Origin of the sequence: Fibrobacter sp. UWOV1, assembly GCF_900142495.1 — a bacterium.
Lineage (GTDB): Bacteria > Fibrobacterota > Fibrobacteria > Fibrobacterales > Fibrobacteraceae > Fibrobacter.
On the sequence record NZ_FRBA01000015.1, the window covers coordinates 14,694 to 38,098 of the forward strand.

Annotated in this window: 8 protein-coding genes; 1 reads left to right on the forward strand and 7 read right to left on the reverse strand. The window is 47.4% G+C overall.

Features of this window, described 5'->3' with window-relative positions; all coding sequences use genetic code 11:
• Nucleotides 1–41: 41 nt before the first annotated feature.
• Nucleotides 42–3,830 carry a fibro-slime domain-containing protein gene (locus tag BUC02_RS14255; protein WP_175549884.1) on the reverse strand — a complete coding sequence of 1,263 codons (3,789 nt, stop codon included), beginning with the start codon at nt 3,828–3,830 and terminating at the stop codon, nt 42–44.
• 234 nt (nt 3,831–4,064) lie between these two features.
• Nucleotides 4,065–7,937 (reverse strand): fibro-slime domain-containing protein, encoded by a 3,873-nt coding sequence (locus BUC02_RS14260; protein WP_254794237.1) that lies wholly within the window; start codon nt 7,935–7,937, stop codon nt 4,065–4,067.
• 268 nt (nt 7,938–8,205) lie between these two features.
• Here BUC02_RS14260 and pta point away from each other — a divergent pair, with 268 nt between their 5' ends.
• On the forward strand, nt 8,206–9,594 hold the full coding sequence (gene pta, locus BUC02_RS14265) for a phosphate acetyltransferase (RefSeq protein WP_073323666.1): 1,389 nt from the start codon (nt 8,206–8,208) through the stop codon (nt 9,592–9,594).
• Nucleotides 9,595–9,671: 77 nt separating this feature from the next.
• On the opposite strand, the gene BUC02_RS14270 is transcribed toward pta, so the two are convergent.
• From BUC02_RS14270 to BUC02_RS14290, 5 genes are read right to left on the reverse strand one after another with little or no spacing between them, the layout of a single operon-like run.
• Nucleotides 9,672–10,343, reverse strand: coding sequence for an FISUMP domain-containing protein (locus BUC02_RS14270; RefSeq protein WP_083564615.1), 672 nt, complete (start codon nt 10,341–10,343; stop codon nt 9,672–9,674).
• 21 nt (nt 10,344–10,364) lie between these two features.
• The gene (locus tag BUC02_RS14275) at nt 10,365–10,997 is read right to left on the reverse strand and encodes a hypothetical protein (RefSeq protein ID WP_073323670.1); all 633 of its coding nucleotides are present in this window, start codon (nt 10,995–10,997) and stop codon (nt 10,365–10,367) included.
• 2 nt (nt 10,998–10,999) lie between these two features.
• On the reverse strand, nt 11,000–11,707 hold the full coding sequence (locus BUC02_RS14280; protein ID WP_073323672.1) for an FISUMP domain-containing protein: 708 nt from the start codon (nt 11,705–11,707) through the stop codon (nt 11,000–11,002).
• Nucleotides 11,708–11,740: 33 nt separating this feature from the next.
• On the reverse strand, nt 11,741–20,401 hold the full coding sequence (locus tag BUC02_RS14285; protein WP_083564616.1) for a LamG-like jellyroll fold domain-containing protein: 8,661 nt from the start codon (nt 20,399–20,401) through the stop codon (nt 11,741–11,743).
• Complete coding sequence (locus BUC02_RS14290; RefSeq protein ID WP_073323676.1) at nt 20,308–23,313, reverse strand: hypothetical protein; 3,006 nt, start codon at nt 23,311–23,313, stop codon at nt 20,308–20,310. Before BUC02_RS14290 ends, BUC02_RS14285 begins: the two co-directional genes overlap by 94 nt.
• Between the last annotated feature and the right edge of the window lie 92 nt (nt 23,314–23,405).

Genomic DNA, 23,405 nt, shown 5'->3' on the forward strand with positions numbered 1-23,405 from the left:
TTCTTTTTGCCGAGAGAGTTTCTTTGTTCTAATACAGGGACCTAGAGGCCCAAGTCAAGCGCGTTTGCCTTGCCGCGGCGCACACCCCACAGGAAATCCTGCGTGCGGTCTACCACGGTCTTGCTGCCGACCTTGATGCGGTACGCAAGTCTTGCAATGTACACGCCGGTCGATACCAATCTGCCGTTCTTGGCGCGCATGTTCCAGGCGAGGAACAGCTTGCCGTTGTTTTCGAGGCAGGTGCCCTGGCCATGATTTTTGAACACGTCGTCATTGCAAGTAATCACGTTAGAGTAGCTGTTCACAAATTCACCGAGGCTAGAGTAGTAGGTCGCTTCGTAGCGAAGTTCCGTACTCTGGGCCACTGCCTCTACGATTTCCTGAATGTCCCTTTCGCTTCCGCTGTTGTACTTGCTGACATTCTTGGAATCGATCATGTGATTCTTGTAGGCGTCGACAATGACCGGGTCAAGGTCGAATTTCTTCTTGGCGTCGTCAATCGACATCTGGCCCGCATCGACGGCGGCGATAATCTGTTCGATCGAGTAAGACTGCGTGGCGCCGGTTGCCTGGTCGACGACAATCACCTTGTCTTCGAAATTCTGGACGGCGTTCTTGATGCCTTCGATTTCGTTTTCGACCAGTTCGGCCATGTTCAGGTCACCCAAGAAATGCCCCTGCGTGCCGTAAGCGGCTGCGGCCTGTTCTGCGTTGAGAATCGAGGGATCCTGAATCACCTTCGGCACGGTTGCAGATTCGCTCGTGATAATCGTCTTTGCACTGTCGTAAGAGGCTGAACCAGGGTCAACCTTCACGACACCCGGGCTGGTCACATTCACCTTCTGTTCGCCGGTAATGCGTACCCACGGGTTGTTTGCGTGCGGCCCTACATTCATCATGTCCAGAGCGAAAGCGGCGCTCATTGTCGGAGCGAAACGCACGGAGTCGCCCACGGCCGGAATAAAGTCGTTATCGTTTCCCTTCGGGAAGATGAGCGTCCACTGGTTCGGAGCAGTCGCAGAGATATCACTTGCAGACTTGACGGCGGTGCTCATGATTCCGTTATTCCATATATGGAAATTAAAGATGTCAGAAGTCTTTTCCTTGTTCTGAATGGCTTCGCTGAAACTGAGTTCGAGCTGCGTGTTGCCATCCTTCATGTAAGAAACTTCAGCCTTGGTGACGATAGGTCCGATCTGGTCTTGCAGCGCGCCATCTGCCGGGAACACGGAGCGCTTGCCGTTGTCGGTATAGGTGTACCAGACCTTCACAAGGCCGGTGTACACCTTACCGGTGGAATCACCCGTAAAGATTGCGCTGTTGAAGCCGCTGCCATTTGCAACGATAGAAGCTTCGTTAGAACCGTCCCTGTAAATAGCCTTGTAGGCGTTGCTGAATCTTGCGTTCTTGGCAGAATTGAAGATGAACTTGACAGAGTCGAGCGCATTCTTGCCACCGAGCGTGCCATCAAACTTCATCCAGATACTGTCGCCGCGACCATCGCCGTCGCGGTCAAAGATTTGCGCAAGCTCGATCTGCGGTACCGGCGGCAGCTGGAAGTTGATGCTGTTCCAGATTGCAGTGTTACCTGAAGCCTGGCCCTTCACATACAGGGCGCCGCCCCAAAGTTCGCCGACAGCCTTCACGTAGAACGAACCCTTGCCGTTTACGAGCTTGACTTCGGTAATCGGGTTACCCAGCGAGTCGCAAGGAATCAAGGCGGCATCGTTGGTGGTCGGGTAAACGATATTGTCGTTGGCCCAGTCTTCGGCATATTGCACATAGACCTTGTAAGACTGACCCACCCACATCACAACATTCTTGTTCATGTTGAGCGGCAAGGAATCGCTACGAACAGTAGAACCGAGGACCTTGCCAGTGGAGTCGGTGTACACGATGTTCGGCAACGCGTAGGCGCCCACCACAAAGTACACGTCCTTGTACTGGGTGTTGTCGGAACGCAGCGTTACGCGCAGGTAGTACGTGCCCGGAGCAAGTCCGCGGTTATCCTTGATGGATTCCTTGTCGATTCTGAAGGAATCGAATTCCTTGTTCACGGTAATACCGCCGAACCACATGCCGGCCGTATCGAGTTCTACACCGTTAGAGGGCAGGTTACCGCCGAACAGCGTAAAGATGGAAGAACCGCGTTCCAGCGTGAGTTCCTTTCCGCCTTCGGTAAAGTCGCAGGCGAGCTTGTTCTTGCGGATCTTCTGCCAGACTTCCCTGTCGATCACGGACGGGTCGTTGGTCGGGTTCTTGAGCATAATGCTTGCTTCGGTCTTCAAGTCGATCGAAGTGTGCATACGGAAGTTCGAAGAACTGGTATGGCGTTCAGCGTAGAAAATATGGAAGGGATAGGTTTCACCCGGAGTAAGGCCGAGGGTATCCAGATCCACGGCACCGCGCACCTGTGCGTGCTGGCCGCCAATGTCCACCACCAGTTTGTTGTTAATGAACACCCACACGTCGTCATCGCCCAGGAAGTCGAAGTACTGGCCCGGAATGTATTCGAACGTGGCGTGTACCTTCATGGTAAAGCCGAAGTTGTGACGCTTGTTGTCGCTACCGCCAGTCAACTGGTCGAAATAGGGGTTCGGAATGGTACCGGCCTCGTCGAGGTACTGGAAGTCGTCGAGCAGGAACATGCCGCCCCTGTTGGCTTCGTTACCCTTGGAAATTGCATCCTTCGAAATTTCGGCCAGCCAGAAGCCCTCTTTATCCATAGAGATGTAGAGGTCGCGGCAAGTCATGTTGGTGAGCTTGTTGCCCTGGGCATCGACTGCCAAGGATTCCGGCACAAACCAATAGGCCAAATGATCGGTAATCGTACACTTTTCGGGGAACGGAGTTGCCGGAACCGGGACGCCGTTCGGACCGAGCTGGGTGTCGACCATGCCAAGCATGGGGCTACCGCTACAGCCACCGGAACCGAAGTCTGCGCTAATGCCGTATTCAGGGTTTCCGTTACCACGGACGCCATCGCCCTTGCTGCCATGCAGCCAGTCGAACATCATGACCGGGAGTTTCTTGACCGGGCAGTCACCCAGAATGCCGGCAGGGTGTTCCGCGTAAACGCCGGGTTCGCCTTCCTGGTTGCCCTTGACCCAAACGGTATCGCTGAGGGCGGCCACGGAGTCGAGCTTGATTTCAGTTGCAATGGTGGGTTCAGTAGCCGTAAGACCATTCGCACCGACAAAATTGCCGCCGATGGTCTGCTTAAAATAAACCCCAAAGTTTTCGGCGGGGACCTTGACAGCCGCAATAAACCATCCGCAGTAGTTGTCCAGCGGAATCATGGCAGTCGGGGCGCCATCCACGTACACCTGCGCGTTGGTGTTGGTCCAAGGCGTAAAGAAGGCGACAACCTTCATGCCTTCGCCAACGGTGACATCGCCACCCGGATTGTCTCCTCCCGGGTTGCCCGGATTGTCGCCGCCCGGAATGCCCGGATTAACGCCGGGGCCAGTGGGAGTACGGCCACTGGTGAACGACCAGGTACCATCGTTCGAAATGGTGATTCTTGCCTGCTGCGAAGTCGGGTACAAGTCGCTAAAGGAAATGCCCTCCGGGACTAAAAGGGTCTGGCAGTCGACATCGCTAAAGACATACAAGTCGTAATTAGGCAAGGTCCTGCGACTATCAATATTGAATCGTTGATCCCGCTGAAGGCTAGAGCATTCCTTGACCCAAGAATCTTCTACATTGTTGTAAATAGCGTAATAAAGTTCACCTTCGTGAGTAGCTGTAAGCGTATACGTCGCCGCGAAAGTCACGGGGACAAGCAAAGCGAGCAACTGAGTTGCTCTCTTGAATAAATTACACCTCATCCACATCTCCTAGGGCCATAGGCCTAACTGTACGTACTTTTACAATATTGTATTGTAGAAATAAATTTTTTTTTCAAAAAAATCAACTGGACGAGAACGGAAAAGAGTTAATTCTGCTTAACAATCGTGTAAAGGGCGTGTTTTGGGGACAAAATTCCCGAAAAAGACAGCGTTTTTTTTTGAGAACAAAAAAACGCCCTTTCGGGCGTTTTCCAAAAAATTTGCGATTTTAGCCTAAATTCCGAGGTCGATAGCGTTCACCTGGCCGCGGCGCACACCCCACAGGAAGTCCTGGGTGCGGTCGGTAATGACCTTGGTGTTCACCTTGATACGGAACTTGAGGCGGGCGATGTAGACACCCGTGGCAGCCAGCCGGCCGCTATCCGAACGCATGTTCCAGGCCAAGAAGAGCCTGCCCTCGTTTTCGAGGCAGTTCTTGGAACCGTTTGCCTTGAAGATGTCATCGTTACAGGTAATGATGCCGGAATGGCTGTTCACGTAGTGACCGAGGCTAGAATAGTAGATCGCTTCGTAACGCAATTCGGTCTTGTCGGCGACAGAGCTTACAATCTTCTGGACATCGGCCGGAGTGCCGCTCTGGTAGTTCTTCAGGTTTTCCTTGTTCAAAAGGCCGTTTTCGTAGGCGTCCACGATTACCGAGTTCAAGCCGAACTTCTTCTGGGCATCCTTGATCGACATTTCGCCGGATTCCACCTTGGCGATAACTTCTTCGATGGTGTAGGTGCGCGGAATTGTACCTTCCTTTTCGGCAGCCTTGGCTTCGTCCTTGTTGACGAGCTTGCCGTTGTCCGGATTCTGGACAGCCTTCACGATTTCGGCGATTTCGTTTTCCACGAGTTCGGCCATGTCGAGGTCGCCCAGGTAATGGCCCTGCGTGCCGTACTGTGCAGCCACCTGTTCGGCGGTAGGCACCGTTTCACCACCCACCAACTTGGGCACGGTCGCCTCTTCGCTACGGATAATGGCGCGGGCGCTGTCAAAGGCTTCAGATTCTGTCGAGAGGCTTACCACCTTCGGGCTGGTTACCGTCACCTTCTGTTCGCCGGTAATGCGAATCCAGGGGTTCAGTTCGTGCGGGCCGACCCCCACAAGGTCAAGCGCCATGCCGAGCTGAGACGGCGGCATAAAGCGCACGGAGTCTCCCACGGCGGGCACCACGTCGGTATCGAGGCCCTTCGGGAAAATCAACTTCCACGCGTTTTCGGGAGTGGTCAAGATATCGCTTGCGCTCTTGACGGCGCTGTCTTGCACGTTGTTTTTCCAGCAGTGGAAGCGGAAGAATTCGGTGTTTGCATCGGAGCCGTTAACGCCTTCGCTAAATTCAAGGGCAAGTTGTGTGTTGCCGTCCTTAAGGTACGAGACTTCGGCAGCGACAATAACAGGGCCGACCTGATCGGTGAGCGAGCCGTCTACCGGGAATATGGAAGGCTTGCCGTCATCGCCGGTATAGGTGTACCAGATGTTGACCAGGCTGAACAAGTCGCTAGAGTTCGTCCTGCGTCCGGTAAAGATGGACGGTTCAAAACCAGTCCCTTCGGCGGAAAGTGAAATGGAAATATCACCGACCTTGTATTTGCTGATCTTGTAGGCGACCTTGGTCTTCTTGTAGTCTTCGTTTTCTTCTTGGAAGATATACTTGACAGAGTCGATGACCGTGCGGTTGTCGATAGCCTTGTTCAGCTTGATCCAAATGCTGTCGGCGCGGCCATCGCCGGTGCGGTCGTAAATGTAGGCGGCCTCGATTTGCGGAACCGGGGGTACGGCAATATTGATCTTGGTCCAGTGAATTTCCTTATTCTTGGCGCCGGCAGTAGTCAGGGTAAGCACGCCGTCGACCACTTCGTCGGTCGCCTTTACAAAGAAGTTTGCGCGGCCTTCCATCAACACGATTTCGGTAATGGGCTTGCCAGTAGAATCGCAAATGGTCAGATTCGGAGTCGAGGCCTTGACTTGCACCGCGATGCCGCTGTAAATGGAGGCCCATTCTTCGGCGTACATGATGTGCACGGGGTAAGAGCGGCCAGCCCACATTTTTTCGGTCTTGTCGAGGTTAATAGGCAAGGTATCGCTAGACACGTCGCGGCTGAGTTCGTTACCGAAGGCACTCCAGTATTCCGTAAAGTGAATCGTATCTTGCGTGTCGAAGTCTACGATAAAGTAGGTGGAATCCTTGACGCTTGCAAACGCGAGGTTCGGCAGTTCGTAAGGTTCAATGGTAAACGGAATATCCTTGTAGTCATCCGGATTGCTCTTGAGGCGAACGCGAACATAGTAGTTTCCCGGCGGCAGGGCTTGCGCCTTCGTGATCGCCTTGGTATCGATGGTGATCATGGTGAAGTCGTTTGTCACGGTAATGCCGCTGTAGTAAGCGGAATCGAGTGTCTTGAGGGCGACGCCGTTCTTGTCGAGGCTCTTGCCGTAAAGGGTAAAGTTAGACGGGCCGCGTTCGGTGTGCTGCTTTTCGGGGCTTGTAGAGAAGTCGCAAGCGAGAACCGTTTCGCGCACGATCTGCCATACTTCCTTGATAATCAACTTCGGGTCATCCGAAAGGTCGGTCAGGAACATGCTGGCTTCGGCCTTCAAGTCCATGGAGGTACGCATCTTGAAGTTCGATTCGTTGCGGTGACGTTCGGCGTAGAAGATGTGGAAGGAATACGTTTCGCCAGGAATTAACTTGTCTGCAGGATTGTTCTTGCCGATGGTGTCGAGTTTGACCTTGCCCTCGATCTGCGTATGCTGACCGCCGATGTCCACCACCAGCTTGTTGTTGATGAACACCCACACGTCGTCGTCGCCCAGGAATTCAAAATACTGACCGGGCACGTATTCAAAGGTGGCCTGGATCTTCATGGTGAAGCCGTAGTTGTGCGTCCCATAGTCAGAGGAAATATTGTCGTACATGGGGTTCGGCACGGTACCGGCCGAATCGAGGAACTGGAAGTCGTCCAAGAAGAAAAGACCTCTTTCAGGGCTTTCCGTATTTTTCTGGCCGAACCAGAATCCGTCGTCGGTCAAGGAAAGTTCAAGGTCACGACAGGTGGCGTTGGTGTAGCTATTGCCGGCGGCATCGGTTGCGACAACTTCGGGCAAGAACCAGTTGCCGAGGTGTTCTGTAACTTTGCAGTTGCTCGGGAAGTTTGCAGCAGGAACAGGAACGCCGTTGGGGCCCAGTTCTCGTTCGACCATGCCCTTCATAATCTGGTGACCATTGTCATTCTTGCATCCACCGGTACCGAAGTCCTGGCTTGTGGTGCCGGCCTGGGCCTTGGTGTTTTCTTCGTCGCTGCCATCGCCATGCAGCCAGTCGAACATCATGACCGGGAGCTTCTTGATGGGGCAGTCGCCGAGTTCGCCAGGGAATTCCGTATAGAGTTCGGGTTCGCTGTACTTGGAACCCACAATCCAGACGGTATCGGAAATTTGCAGCAGGGAATCCAGCTTGATTTCCTGTTCCACGGGGATTTCTTCCTTGGAGGCGCCTTCGGCACCGATATGCAGGTCACCGATGGTCTGCTTGAAAGAAACAAAGGCGTCTTTGGGGGTCAGTACGGCGCGGTATTCGAACCAGCCGCAGTAGGGACTACCCACCGGAGTGGTATAGTCGGCCTTGCCGTTCAGCATGATGACCACACCCGTATTGCTCCACGGAGCAAGGAAACGGATCGTCTTCTTGGCAGGTTCCACAATGACCGGTTTGGTCGTTGACTTTGTCAACGTGCCGTCGGGGTTAATCTGGAGCCAAACCTGGAACACCTGCTGGCTGTCTACGCCGTTCTTGTACTCGGGGAACAGTTCGGCGAGGAAGGGTTCATGGCCTTCGTTCAAGTACGAGGCGCAGGTATCCTTGCCCTCGGCGCAGAAAGATCCGAAACGCAACTGGCGCACGTCTTCTCTACCCTGTCGGTCGGAACCTTCAAGACGTTCCTGAGTGAAGCAAACTTTAAACGTACCGTCGTCTTCTTTGCTCAACTGCTTGTACTTGAAATTGGCTTCGTTATCGGCGTAGAAAAGGTTATTGCCATCGTAAATAACATGGGCTATGGCAACACAGTCCTGCGCAAATGTGTTAACAACTAAAAGGGCCAAGCATAATGCTAAACCCCGGAAAAAGTTTTTGCACTTCATCCGTTCTCTCCATAAATGTCCCACACACAAGACACAACCGACATAAAAATAGGTTTTTTCGCAATACCTATCTGCAAATATTCCTTTACTAGGTGGTCTTTTTGCGAATTCTATAAGATTTATTGAGAAAAGTTCAATAAAATCCACTAATTAAATACAAAAAGCGAGGCCTGCGGGGTATCAAAATCCTAATTTTTAGGAGGAATTTACAAATCAACAGGAGTTTTTTATGAATCGAGTTTATCTGGTCGCCTCCGCCAATATGGAAGCCAAAGTCAAGGAAGTCATGGACGCAGTTGCCGGTGCCGGCCTGATTGCCGCAGCCTACAAGCCTTGCGTAAACGGGGCAGACGCCGTCAAGGAACTGAAGGCCCACAATTCCGCCGTGCTTATGGAAAAGATCGCGGCCGACTTTCTTTCGCAGGACTTTGATTCCGTAGACGCCGTGGTTGTCGAAGGTGCCCAGGGTATGAGCGATGTGATGGCCCAGAAGTACAACGATACGCTCGCAACCGCCCTCGATGCAAAGATTTATTCCGACAACGAAGACGCTGACCTGTTCTGCCCGAACCGCATTCTCTTCTGCCCCAAGTGCCTCGCCAAGGACCTGGCCGCAGAACCCGCCGAACGCAAGACCAGCCAGGCCATGTTCCGCGCAGGCCTTCTGTTGAAGGCATCCAAGGCCAAGAAGCGCATTGTGCTCCCCGAAGGTTCCGAGCCGCGTACCGTGCAGGCCGCCAAGCTCGTGATCGACCGCGGCATTGCCGTGCCGGTACTCATCGGCAAGAAGGACGAAATCCTTGCCGTCGCCAAGGAACAGGGTGTAACCCTCCCTGCTGATATTGAAATTATTGAACCCTCTGCAGAACTTGCCGAAAAGTACGTGCCGACTCTCGTGGAACTCCGCAAGTCGAAGGGCATGACCGAAGACCAGGCCCGCGCAGCCCTCGCCGACAACGTGATGCTCGGCACCATGATGCTTAAGATGGGCGAAGTCGATGGCCTTGTTTCTGGCGCCATCCACTCCACCGCCGACACCTTGCGCCCGGCCCTGCAGGTGATCAAGTGCGCTCCGGGCGTGAAGTCCGTGAGCTCCGTGTTCTTTATGTGCATGCCGGACAAGACTTACATTTACGGCGACTGCGCCATTAACCTGAACCCGACCGCCGAAGAACTCGCCGGCATTGCCCAGCAGTGCGACGACACCGCCAAGGCCTTCGGCCTCCCGAGCCGTGTCGCCCTCCTCAGCTACAGCACTATGAACAGCGGCAAGGGCCCGGATGCAGACCTCGTGCGCGAAGCCACCAAGATCGTGAAGGAAGCCCGCCCCGAAATGCTGGTGGATGGCCCGCTGCAGTACGACGCCGCGACCGTGCCGAGCGTCGGCTCCCTCAAGGCCCCGGGCAGCACCGTCGCCGGCAAGGCAACCGTGTTCGTGTTCCCGAGCCTCTCTGCAGGTAACATCGGTTACAAGGCGGTGCAGCGCAGTGCCCATGGCACGATTGCCATCGGCCCGATGTTGCAGGGTCTCGCAAAGCCGGTGAACGACCTTAGCCGCGGCGCCCTCGTGGAAGACATCGTTTACACGATTGCTTTGACCGCTGTCCAGGCGGGTTAATTAAAAATTTAATTTACATACAAAAGCAAGGACAACTCTATTGAGCGGTCCTTGTTTTTTCAGAATCCAATCAAAATTTAATCCCTTATGCAGCGGATAGACAAATAATCCCAGGTATCGTAGTACGTCATTGTCCGCGCCGTCAAAGTCTGCGTTTCAAAAAACACGCCATTCATAGTATAATCATCATCCGTTCCGCGGCTACTTGTCCATAGCAAAGCAACGTAGCCATCATTTTTCTTTCCGCCAAGGCCGTTACTAGCAATCCCCGAAACAGGTATTGGCAGCAAAGTAAAGCCACAATCGTCTGTCCCATTAGAAAGTTGTCCCGGATTCATGGGAGTCCATCCGGCAGCAGCCTTTAGGCGCATACCTGCACTATCGGCGCTCCCAACGTTATTGAAAAGTTCTTTCCATTCATCGGAACTAGGCAAATGCCATCCTGTGGGACATGCAACCAACGCATTCTGCATCCCGTAAATACGACCCTTCAATGAACAAGTATCTTCTGCACACCAAGATCCATCGTCATAGTTCAGATTCTCGGCCATCCACACCTGATTTCCAATAATCGTGTACTTATACACTTGACCGTCTCGTACATCCGTAAACGTACCACGCATATTTTCTGGACAGACTACAGATGCATCGAATACATATTCCGCAGAGGAACCATCATCGGAACAAGCGGAATATAGCGAAGCAAACAACGCCGCAAAAGCAATTAAGCACTGGTTCTGACATTTCATATTATTCACCACGTCAAATATTTAAAAATCAAACAATGTATCAGGGGCCTTATCAGATTTTTGCATACGAAGGATTTCTGTTGTCACTACACTCTCGTACCCATTCACAATTACCGACACTTCCATCTTTTTCATTTTATTGTTAGCATCGTAACTAAAAACGGTCAAAGTGTTCGCCCGCCCCTTTACGGCCTCAACCTTCTCAATGCGATTCTTTTTTTTGTTATAATAAATCGTCCCAGCAGAACCTTGTATTGTATAAACATCTTCTGAATAAAACTTGGGTTCACTCCATTCACCAGAATCTAGCGGATTAAAATTAGCATAAGATTCAGATTTTAACGATTCTTCATTGTAATCCACAATTTGAGTCTTACTTGTTTTCAAATCTACGATTTTCATCTTGCCTTTATTCACAATGCTCCGTTTTTTTAAGAAATTGCTTTTAATTTCAGTGTAGCTCTTACCGGTCCCTTTTTTGACCATATAAACATCAGTCTGCTGATACACACTTGGTGCCTTCACCGTAACGCGAAGATTCATCTCAACAGAATCCTGCGGTATAGCATTCTCTTTAAGAGCAACCTTAACCTGTTCTAAAGTCAGAGCAAATGATTGAGTGGCTAGGAAAAGAAGAAGGAAAAGTTTTTTCATATTCAATCCTTTAAGCAACGAATGGACATTTTAGGATGAGTCCACCCAAAATTAAAACCATCTAAATCAAATACACAAGAATAAGAGAATTCCATATCATGAGCCACAGATGTCCAATATAACGAGAGTTCATATTCAAAAGAAAGATTTCCATTCATAAGCCAATACCCAGCAGGCAATGAACTGAAATCACAATCATTGCTCCCCGGCAAATAGCGCGGTCCAAAACTATCGGAACTGTATAATCTAGAAGCCGCTTTTTCTAATCCACCCATACTTTCTGCCAATTGAGTCCACTCTTCAATAGAAGGCACATGCCAACCAGCAGGACAAATTGTATCTAACAACTCTTGGTCAAAAAGACCCAAATTTTCAGCATCTTCATGCAACGAATAAAACCTTCCGAATGTATCGCAATATCCATCTATTTCATCGTAGCACAAACTGTAAGGTGCATCGAACTTCAGGTTTTCGGCCATCCATACCTGTTTGCCGATAGTCGTGTATTTATAAACCTGGCCATCGCGAGCGTCGGTAAAAGTTCCACGATTCGGTTCTCCGTAGGCGTTCATACCGTCTGCCGGGCAAACAATGTTTGCATCAAAGGTATCGGTAGGTTCATTTGCAGAAGAACTATCTTCAAAGCACGATGTTAACAACAAAGCCCACAAACCAACACCGATAAACAAGAAATTTGTTTTAATTTTCATTGTTATAACCTCTAAAGCAAATTTAACTTTTTTTTAATTTAATAGACTCCACGAGAGTATCTCTGTTCCCTTACGGAGTACAATGAAACTAGAAGGTTGCAGGCTATTCAAATCTATTGTCACAGAATGTTCACCAACATTCCATATACCCTTGTACAAAGTCTTCAGCGGAATACCGATGGCATTCACCGTTTCAAGGGTGTAGTAGCCGTTTTCCTCGATATCCACATAGATGACATCGCCATCTCTACGCACAAGGTCTGCATAAGTTTCTTTGGTCACATATTCCGCACTGAATTTCGGTTGGGGCACTCCACCCCACAGCAAGTTACCACGTCTATCCAACACCACTATAGAATCCGCTTCAACCATTCCGGAATTGTTCAGGTTATGGTGCGAGGGATCATCTGCAGCGTTAAAATCATTTGTCCTGTTCGGATGATGCAAGGCAAACTGAACGCCGCTACCATAATCGGACTTGTCACCGGAATTCAGAATAACATCGTACATGAACGAAATATAGTACAAATCACCACCCGCATTCACCTTACTGTTCGTGGCAAAGGCACTCCAGTTAATATCCAAATCCGTCTTTGCGGTATCCCTAAAGTAATAGCGCATCTCAAAGCCATCTACAGGGGCGTTACCGATATTTTCGACATACGCCGCAATATCGCTCACGCTAGACGAACCATAGCTGTTGTCTTTAGCCATTACGCGAACCTTGATTTTCGCCTTCTGCATCGGGCCGTCTTCATCGTAGCAAGCAAACTCATTGAGCAAGTTCCCTTCGCCATCCAGCAAGGCTACGCCTGTTGCCTCGACATATCCGGCTTCTGCACCATTGAGATAGCTCGGGTCATCCGTCTTGTCCCAATACGGGAAATAGTTGTTTGGCGCGGTAAGACGATGCAAGCCAATCAAGGGCCCCTGACCAGAATACACCGTACCGTATGCCGCAATGGCCTCCGGTAATGCGAATTCGGCATAGAATACAGAACCGGCATCGTTGACAACGCTCATAGGAGCGTTCGGATAGAACGAAACCGCATTCACGTTTTCACCTTCGCCCTTGTAATAATAACGGATTTTCGCATTTTCTAACGCTTGGTCAGTTTGGTTACGCATGTCGAAACGTACCTGAGCCCATTTCTTGTCATCCATGGCTTCGTATTTCATGAACACCTTGGCTTTAGGTTCCGGATTGGTCCAAGATTGCTCATTGTAACCAATCTGGTTGCCGTCAATATTCGCGCTTGTGCTAGCCAACGCCAACGCAGCAATACCGAGATTACCCAACGGACGAATACCGATTTCGTTGACGCCCGTTTTCAGGTTCAAGGTAACGCCTGCTACTTTTTCACTCTTCCACAAACCCGTAGAGGTCAGCTTATACGTTCCGGTACTATTCCCGTTGACAAAGATTTCCACCTTAGAATCTTCAGAAACGTAGTTCCGATGTAGTATGTAAAGAGAATAATTGTCAGATTTTAAATCCGCATGCCAAGTCATTACACCACTGTTGTCAGCCGACTTCTGGCGGAGATAAGCCTTACCTGGAGCCGAGCAGGACTGATCAACAATCAGGCCATTCCTGTCGGCAAGCGCCACAGCACGAACAGCCCCAATATTGATTGTTTCATCACTAAGAATTCCATTATAGATACCCTGAATTTGAGTTGCCGTAAGAGCAGAAGAATAGAAGCGCAAATTGGAAATATTACCCACAGCACTGCGCAATTCTCCACGCGCACCGATAGAAAGTCTTCCGCTTCCACCATACAGAAGTTCACTACCAAGTCTTACAGTCTCAACATATTCGCCATTCTTGTACAGACTTACATTTTTCCCGTTTACGACAACAGCAAGGTGTGTCGGGATATTGGCATCACGCTTTGTATTGAAATAATACAACTCGTCACCAACCTTAAGGAAATAACGATTATAGGTTCCGACGCCAAACGTCCATTCATTTTTTCCAACAAAGCTAAGAATAGCCCAATTAGCATGCTGAGTGTTACCGGCACTATAATTGAACTCGAATGTAAACGGACGCAGGGAATCCAACTTAGCCAATTTGTATTGACGACTACTTGCAGAATCCGCAGCCTTGAACAAATGCACCCCATACCGGCCATTCCACGGATTGTCAACAGAAGTAAGGTCCATATGCAGTCTTTGAGGTTTATCCTTCGTCATCAACTCATAACCAATTTTACCCGATCCTTCGGCAAACGGATACCACAACACCAAAGACAACGGGTAAGGATACAGTTTTTCGGTCTGCTTCACAACTTCGTCCGAATTATGCCCCTTGTCCTCTACGATAACCTTGATTGTGGCCATGCATCCAACGCAGCTGTACAGGCTTTGCTTATCCACCATAAAGTCGTACACCGGAGCTTGATTTTCTGGAATAGTCACACTGTGCAGGAGGTTTCCACCCAAGAACAATTCCATGGTAGTCTTTGAAACACCACTGCCAGATTCTTCTATTTCCGTTTCCACATGAACGACACGTGAACCATCCTCATTTTCAGAAACTGAGGTTTCCAGGTTTTCAATAACAGGGGCAACAGAATCAAGCCTTACGACCGGACCAAGTTTTTGTTCCGTATTGCCATCGATGCCATAGAACACGACAGAGGACTGATACATAGAATCCAGAGCATACATGTCCGTATTTTTCGCGGTCCACACAATCGGCCTAGTAGAGGCACCACGATGTTCCGCAGACACATTACCTTTTGCGTTTAACTGTAAAAGATAGTTGCTCCTTCCCGTACACAGATACGGGAATTCAAGCCATCCATTTGCAGTACCCATCCAGAGTGTATCCATCCAAAGAGTGTCCATTTGGCTACAAGAAAACTGCTCTATCTTTTCAGGAATGGAATCAGCGACCATAATGCTATCCGCTTTCAACGAATCCAAGATTACGAACTCTGAGAAAGTCGGCGTCTTAGCATTGATTCTCACAAATTTGCAAGAATGCTGCCAATCGGAAGAGTCACAACGATTAAGATTAGCATCAAGTAGTATTTTTTCATTGCCAATTTCTAGCGGAACAATTTCCGGTTTCCGAGGATCCAACTTGTAAATTTTCAAGTTGCTATAATCGATACCATCATCCACCAAAGTCTTTACAGAAATATCCACCGTAACAAGCGGTTCCTTTCCTTCAGGGAACTTATGCGAAGGCTGTATCTCCAATACCGGCCCCACAGGCACCATGTTCCGGAACAAATCGCAATCGTAACATTCCTTCGGATCCATGGTGCGTACGGTAACATCTTCATCCTTTTCCCAAGCATTTTTCTCAAAATGGATATTGACATTGCCGTACATGGAATAGACAAAACCGCCATCGCTAGCCACAACGCGATTACCGACATGAACATCCAACTGACGATAATAGGTCATATCACCCAATACACTATAAGTCAGGAAGAAAGACGTATTACCCTGGAGTTCATTCACGTTCATCGTCGCCTCTATCGGCAATTGTTTGCCATCCCCAACCTTGAAGCGCATTCCATTCCGGATGTAGGAAATATTCCAATCGCTGATGTCGTATGGGACACTGCCGCGAAGAGTCACGATTTCGTCTTCGCGGGAAGCATAGATATCCTTTGAATTGCGATTTATGGAGAACTGCTTGGCGGCAGAGTTATAACTGGCTTCAAGATACGGATGTGGCGTCAAGGAAGTGTCTCCCAGCATTTTTCGCTTGTATATACCAACCGAAACCGACTGGTTTTTCGCCCACTTTGATACAAGGATTGTATCAGCAGGATCCTCACTCTGGGCAACAACACTTGCAAGCGGAATATTTTCACTTCGCTGACCATCGTTCAAACTTCTCTTAGATGTATAAACTGTATCATTGGAACGGAAGAAATTAACCAGCGTTGGTCCAACCGCTTCACCTTTATTGAATATCGTATATAGGCCTTCTTTAGGGTTTGACTTTGATGTATCGATTGTCCAAGTAGAATTCGTGCCAAGTAATTTAAGAATATAAGAATCAATATTGACTTCACGGAACAGTTCTCCACTGCCAACGACATTACTCTTATCGATGTCGATTCTCCAATCATTATTTTGATCGTTCCAGTCTTTTTGACAGTCCACCTTACGCGACCCCTTACCAACCACGGAGGCATTCCTAGGAGCAGCAATTCCAGTCAAGCCGAAAGAATCAACACTTGCATCTGTAAGCGGATTGCGGATATGTCCAGTCCCTGTAGTCAGGGTATCTATCCATTGCGACTCGTTCCAGTCGTTTTGACTATAATGAACATAGGACACCCACTTGTCACAGCCATAGAATTTATAACCACCGGACGTATCCGAAGAACAACCTTCTGATTTGAAAGGATACGGAATTGGACCAGGAGCATTTTGTACAATTTGCGCACGCTTGGCATCGGGCAACTTAATCTCAGGAGCCACTTCAAAATAAATGTCGAGGGGATTCTCCTTTCTTCCTATGGTCTGATCACCACCATTTTGTGCAATTTTACTATCGCTATTGAACCTAGACCATATTGACCCATCCCGATTCTTGGCAACAGCCTTATAGGGAACTTTACATTTAGCGCAATAAAAGCGCCATGTATACAAAGACGGATAATATTTCACCACAGAATCCACATGGTTATGAGCGCCAAGTTCGTCATTAAAGAGCAGAGGATTCTCAGGAACCGTATCCATAGGTAAGCGTAACGCTTCAAATACCGTCGGCCCATTGTTAAAAGACCCGTCAGGAACCCAACTTGTACCATTGTAGAAATTAAGGACACCACTGTTTGCAAGTTTCGTTATATAGCCGTTATTTCCATACAGCGTTGTACTTAGTGGATCAAAACGAACATAACGGTTCGCAAGATTGTTTGTACCCCATGCAGGAGGATTCCAATAATTAGAGTCTATTTGAAGCACAAACTTAACTTTTATGTCTGTGCCCGACCCATGATACGAACTACAACCTTCTTCATAATAATTTCTATTGACAAAGTCTGTTTTTCCTTCTACGGGAACAGCTCGAACCTTCATCATAAATGCATGTGGTTTGAATTGTGCGACAACATCTTTATTTACCTCTTTAAACGCTTGATCTGCCCCGCATACAAAATGGGAATCATTTTTGGCCAAAACTGTATCCAAAACATCATCTGTTTCACAGGATGGTTCTAAGTCAGCAGAGTTAGTCAAGCCAGCAATATTTGCCAAAACCTTAAAATTCTTGTTCACGGCTTCATAATATAGTGTTTGGCCCCAATTGTTAAACCAATCTCTCATATAGTTCACAATATTATTGCTGTTCATATATGAACTTTTTTTGTATACACCATCCCACGAGAAGTCACTTACATCAGTGTCAAAAATTGCATTCCATGACACCGATGTTTTATTACCACCAAAACTCGCAACAACAGCACCAAACGAACTCGCGGGCAATATTTTAATAGCAAGTAAAGCATTCAGATTCAAAGTATCATAGCACAACCTATTCTGATTGTATTGGCCTACAGAAATACAAGTATGTCTAAATCCATAAATACGTCGTGCATCTTCGAGCAGTTCGTTCTCCGGATCCAAGTCCATACCAAACTCAATATTCTCACCTTTTTTGAAAAGTTTTTGCTGAACTTGAATATTGTAATGATATTGCTTATTATCTGGAAGATATTTACACTCTTGCGATCCAGCCCCATATTTTTTATAGCGGCCATTATAATCCAAAGTTTCTCCCATTACCAGCGTCACCACTGTCGCCCAGAATTCATCCCTATGTCTACGGATTCCAAGGCTCGGTCGAGTTTTCTTGTACCTCAAGGGATGTTGTAATCCATAAATGTCCCACTCGTAATCAATCGTTCTTTCATTTTCCTGCAACACTGTAGCGCTGATGTTTGCTTTAAGCAAATAGTCGGGCCGTCCCACATAACGGTATTCCCCATTGGAGTCTCGGAACGCTTCATCCATCTTTAATTCGGCAATACGACCCACCGAATCAATTCTGGCTTCCTTAATATTTTCGCCCAAACTTACTTCAAATGGGTACAGCGTATCTATAATTACCCCAGTCTCGTTTTCTACAAGAACATGAACATTGTATGAACCTTCCTTGTAAAAATGGTCCTCTTTTTCACCATTCCACCGAAGAGTCTTCCATTGGTTTGCAGTTGTCGCCACGACAAGTTCACTATCCAACAGCGTACACACTTCCCCGTTTGCAGAATCAAGAATTTTAGCAGTCACATACGCAGAGCGACCCGTCAATTTGAACTGGAATCCATAATCAGCCATTCTTATCGCAGCCGAATCCGAGCCCGAGCCCAAGAAGTTGATGTAATATTTCTCCAGGTTATTGGAAGAAAACTCGATTCCCGTTTTTTCGTATTCTAGGTACCAGGACTCACTACCGCTGACAATATTTCTTTCGTTTCCTTTTTCGTAGGCAACCACGTTTACCTTTGCAAGGCTGCCACTGGGAACGGCGCCATTCACCAAGCCGTTCCAGGCAACATGAGCCTTGTATTTTTCTGGATGGATATAAACAACCGGAGAAAGCGTATCCCTGAACATTACCGAATCAATCGTGGAGGCATCAACCGTAAAGGGATGAGCCGTCTTAAAGATCAAGTGAACACTATCCGCCCCTACATTCCAGATTTTGGTTGTATTATAACGGGGAATAACCACATCTACATACTCATTCTGGACCTTCACACTATCCATGACGAAACCCAAATATTTTACAGAATCGGGCTCCAATGTAGAAAGCCAGTCAATTTCCTTATCGACATATCGAATCGCCAAACAAGGCGTTCTCCTTAAACCAGTTGAATCCGCCCCCATTTTTACACCATGGGCATTTCCTACATAACGGACATGCCATTTATCACCATCATTTTCCTGCCAAATGGAAAGTCCCGTATCCGAAGCTACTGCAGGAGTTCTAAATGGAGAAACCATCATTGGATCAAAAGTCTTTTCAACAGTCCGTACATAAACAGAAGTATCCTTCGGGGACGATGCTTCGATAAAAGCCTTTACTACCCATTCAGATGTATCCGGGACATTCTGCAATTCGACAGAAACATCCTTGACATGACCAGCCACATGGCTTCCAACTGGCGGAACAATCACCAACTTCGGGGAATCCGCCGAATCCGGTAACACGAAGTCATCTACAGAAACAATACGATCACTGGAAATCCATTTGCAGCTATCGCAGCTCCTTACAGAAAGTCTCAAGACATAGCTACCCTTGTCCAATTCGTCCAAGTTCCATACGGCAAGATCCCTTTCCGAAGGCAAAAGGCTCCTATCATATACCAAGTACTCAACGCCTTTCTCTGACCACGCCGTATCCACGCCTTGTTTTTTCCAAAAATTACGGAATTCCCCATTATTGTCGTTACCATGAACTTCGGGATTCGGGGCAACACCCTTAATCAGGATTCGACCCGTATAATAATCAGAACCACCTTTGGGATAGGTAATTTCCGGATAGCGGGTCCCCTTTCCCAAAAAATTCATGTTCTTTCCAAAATTCCCGGCTCCGTCAAAGCACCCGAAATAAACGTACCAGAAGCCATCACTCGTATCCGAGACGGCACTCCTATAGTCAAACTCATAGTTGGAATTCTGACCGTCCTTGCTTGTCGTTTCTGCAACAGGACCTATCCATTTTCCTTCCTTATTATCAACATCCACTTTTACATAGCACGCTAGGTCAGAGCGGTTTCTCGCATCGTCTAGACTTTGCATCAGATGAGCCGTACCATTTCTTAATTCAGCCACATTTCCATACGCAACATCACCAAGAGTTATACCGCGTACCTGCGGAGGAGTTCTGTCTACACGCAACTTGTCAACAATCCGTTTGGAACTCTTGTTACCCGCTTCATCGGTAAGATTCACCTTCAAATCGTAGGTACCGTCTTCAAGCCTGTTAATATCAGGTTCTTCAAAAACAAATCGCCTCAATGATTTTGTCACCACAAAATCCGAGAGGAATCTTTTTGACTTTACATCACCGCTACCAAGTGAATCCTTAAAAACTAATTCTACAACTACCGTTTCAGAATCCCGCCCTAACAGGTTTTCATCAATATCAAAGGATACAACCAAGGTGTCCGTCGCGTTCAAGAGAATCTGAGATCCAGTTTTCTGTTTGGAAAATACCGGCAAAGTCGAATCTAGCGATTCCTTGACGGTTACGCCCTCATTGATAACCTGCGGAGTTTCATTATCAACAAGGATCGTCTTGTGTATAGACACCCCATTGATTCCCGGCTTAAAGCTCGTATCGCCCACCATCACAAGTGACCACGAACTCTTGGCACTATCCTCTACGACATGCGAAAGTGTGTCCATCATCAAGCTGTCCGGATTTGCAAAGTCGTACGCCTGCACATACAAGTCTACCAGACCACTCCACGAAACAAGATTGCCGTTCCATCCGATTCCATAGGAAGATTCTCCTTGATGAGCGCTATTAAGAAGTTGCACCATATCCTTCGTGTTTTTACGAACCATAAAGCTACGTATACCACGCAATGAACGATTGTCCAATGAATCCATGTTCAACACATAGGCAATAACATCTTGATTCGACGAGACAACCTGCGGAGCAAAAACGGAATCAAAGACCAACTTCGGTGCGGAGGTATCCCCCATACAACAACCTGCGGGTTATATATTACATCCTGTTCTCCTATCGAGCCATCATCCTTCAAAGTTTTCACCTTAAAGCCAAGATCCCATTTAAGAGTATAAACAGCATCCTTCAGTGGATGTTTCTTCCATACAGGCGACAAGTCCGCCCAGAACCTATATCGTACGCCATTACCAGGCAAGCTATCCAGCAAGCTATCCACAAACACCTGAACAGTGTCTTTATTCAGCGAATCTGATACAATCAGGCGATATTTTCCCAACGAAGCCCCATATCCCCAGTCATTCGAATAGAAATCCACCGTATCCATTCTAGATACCCGTTCAAAGGATCTGGGCCACCCTTCGTCCATTATGTAATCAACCGCCTGGAACTTAAATATAATCCGCTGGTTGTTGGCCTTGCCAACCTTGTTGACAACATAAATATTGACACTGTTTGCACCATCTTCCTGGATTGCACTAAGCAATATACTGTCCTTCGCATCGACAACACCCCTATTCAAGACATCCTTAGGCCGGAACACAAACACTCCGTCTTTTTGAACCGGCGATTCAAATAATGTATCAATAGCAAATGAATCCCAATTGTTATTTTTCCCACGATAGATATACCAACGGTCCCCGTCGCGTTCAAAAGCAATCTGCATCCGTGCGTTGAAATCCAGCTTAATCAAGCGTAATTCATCAGGCTGGAAATCGTCTATTACAAATCGGTACTCTTCAATAAAATTCCTTACCGTAAACGCATCTAACGCCGCATATTTAGCGTTCTTATAAGTAAAGCCGCCCTTTTGTTCATATTGGACATCTTTAACCATCACAGTGCTGCTATTAGTCAAAGAATTACGGCTGATTTCAGCAAATTCCGATATAGGGAACTGGTAGCCATAAGGAATAGAGTCTCCAGAAATATCATTATAACTCTTGACTTCGCTGAACGTCCTGTATAACGCCAAGGGAACAATATATTCTGCAGGCCCATCAACCCTTCGCACGCTCTGCAAGGATACAACGGGAACTCCAAACAACATACTCTCCACATCAGAACACACAATATCATGAGAAACTCCCTCATGATTATGCCAGGAACACTTCTGCGCCCGTTCCATGGATTGCTTTATGGCAACGTTCTTGACGGTTTTTAAAGAACTTACTTTTTTTACAGCACTTTCTATTTTTGAGGAAATATCTGCTATCAAGGCCACGTTCGCCATGAATTGAGCAGCACGGCAAGCCTTTTCCGCAGCCGGTGTAGCAATATTAGCCGCCAAACAGCCATATTTAAGTCCCTCGTCTATATCCTGCCTTATTTGCTCCAGCTCCCCAACTTTTGAGACGTCCCTCATGTAAGCATTCAATTCCGAATAATCTGACGCTTTCTCCTGAACATAACCACTTAAAGAATACCCTTTACTGAAGACGCTTGATTCCTTGAAAGCCTGGACATTTTTTCCAATAGCACTAAAGGCGGGAACATCAAACGTTCCTTCGTCAAAGAAATTGATTGCATAGTTGGAGAGATTGCTGGAAACCAAGTCCATTCCCTTTTTTAGCTCGCCCTTAATAGACTGCGCACTTTCGCGAAGTTCTGAAATTTTTTCGGAATATTCATCAATAAAGGTCGAATATAGTTCCGACTTATATTTTTCTGGCAAGTATTTATTTGCTATACGTATCACTGTCAATACGGATTTTGACAAATTTTCTTTATTGAACTTCAATTTGCTCAAAGTAGATACATCTCGAATACATTCAGAAATCTGGCCTACGGCGATATTATACCTTGACGCAATTTCATTCGCCGTCTGCATCATGTCTGATGCAAAATCGCCCTCTAGGGCTTTCGAAATAATTCCATCTATTTCTTTCTTTGCTTCGTCCTCAATATTCTTTCCTTTTTCATTAAGCGTACTCACAACCGATTCCGTAAGAACTTTCTGCAATCGCTTTTTGTCAACATGGTTTTTAGCCTGATCAGCAAAATCGGCCAATGTTCGCCGGCCATTGCCTATTGTCGGAAGTCCGTATGAATAAACGTTATTGTACGCCGGATGATCAAACGAATTCAATTTGGAATAAGAGTTAAGCAATTGCGTACTTCCGGCAAAATCGTTTAACTCCAGTCCTTTTTCTTTAGCCTTCTTTTTTACATCATTATACGCACTATCTGTCAAATCTAAATCCTGGGCAAGATACAGCAAGGACTTGTAGGAGTTTTCCTTGTCTTCAAAATATCCCTTGAAGTTCTCTTTTATATTTCCTGCATCTTGGGCCATTCCAAGAACGGCTTCCTTAAGAAGCGACATCATCAAGTTTTCCACGGCATCTCCGCCACCCACAAGATATACCGCCAGCGCCAACGGAATGATATCACTATAATCAGCCACAGATTTAGACTTGTTTAAAACGGAAGACTCGTTTAACAAGGCCTGGTCCGCAAAACCTGTTCCCTCATGTGGCGTATTAAAGAAAATAACATTATCTATCTCTCCTTGATAATCCTTACTCTGGATATACTCGCGAACAGCAAGACCAGCAATGCCTTCTGCAACAATAACAAACCTGGTCGGAGTCATTTCTGAACTCAGGGGGCCTGCGCTTTTAGCCCATTTACTCAAAGCTTCATTAAATACTGATTTTTGCCCCTTGAAAAGGCTATCTGCAGCCTCCGCAGGGCTCATAGAGGCATCATAGGAGTGACAATGAACAGAATTTGCATTTCCGTAGAAACCGTATTCTTTCAAGAACCTATCCATCTGCATTTTGTTCCAGGAATCGGGAGATTCCTCTTTGCACAAGCCAGACGCATCCAGCAATATAGCAAGAGAAGATTGCGATGGACTGACTACAGCGCTAAAGGAACATGCCGCCAACGCCAGCAGAATGTAAACTATCTTTTTCATTTTACGCATATTATTTTTTCATTTATTAATTTGTCAGAATATAGAAATTTTGTACAAAGTACTTTGAGTCCGATTTAAAATAAAAAGACATAATAAATGTC

What these genes read in the sequence shown, in the direction of transcription:
- BUC02_RS14255 (WP_175549884.1), bottom strand. Translation starts at nt 3,830, where the DNA reads ATGAGGTGTAATTTATTCAAGAGAGCAACTCAGTTGCTCGCTTTGCTT.
- pta (WP_073323666.1), top strand. Translation starts at nt 8,206, where the DNA reads ATGAATCGAGTTTATCTGGTCGCCTCCGCCAATATGGAAGCCAAAGTC.
- BUC02_RS14270 (WP_083564615.1), bottom strand. Translation starts at nt 10,343, where the DNA reads ATGAAATGTCAGAACCAGTGCTTAATTGCTTTTGCGGCGTTGTTTGCT.
- BUC02_RS14275 (WP_073323670.1), bottom strand. Translation starts at nt 10,997, where the DNA reads ATGAAAAAACTTTTCCTTCTTCTTTTCCTAGCCACTCAATCATTTGCT.
- BUC02_RS14280 (WP_073323672.1), bottom strand. Translation starts at nt 11,707, where the DNA reads ATGAAAATTAAAACAAATTTCTTGTTTATCGGTGTTGGTTTGTGGGCT.
- BUC02_RS14285 (WP_083564616.1), bottom strand. Translation starts at nt 20,401, where the DNA reads ATGGGGGATACCTCCGCACCGAAGTTGGTCTTTGATTCCGTTTTTGCT.
- BUC02_RS14290 (WP_073323676.1), bottom strand. Translation starts at nt 23,313, where the DNA reads ATGCGTAAAATGAAAAAGATAGTTTACATTCTGCTGGCGTTGGCGGCA.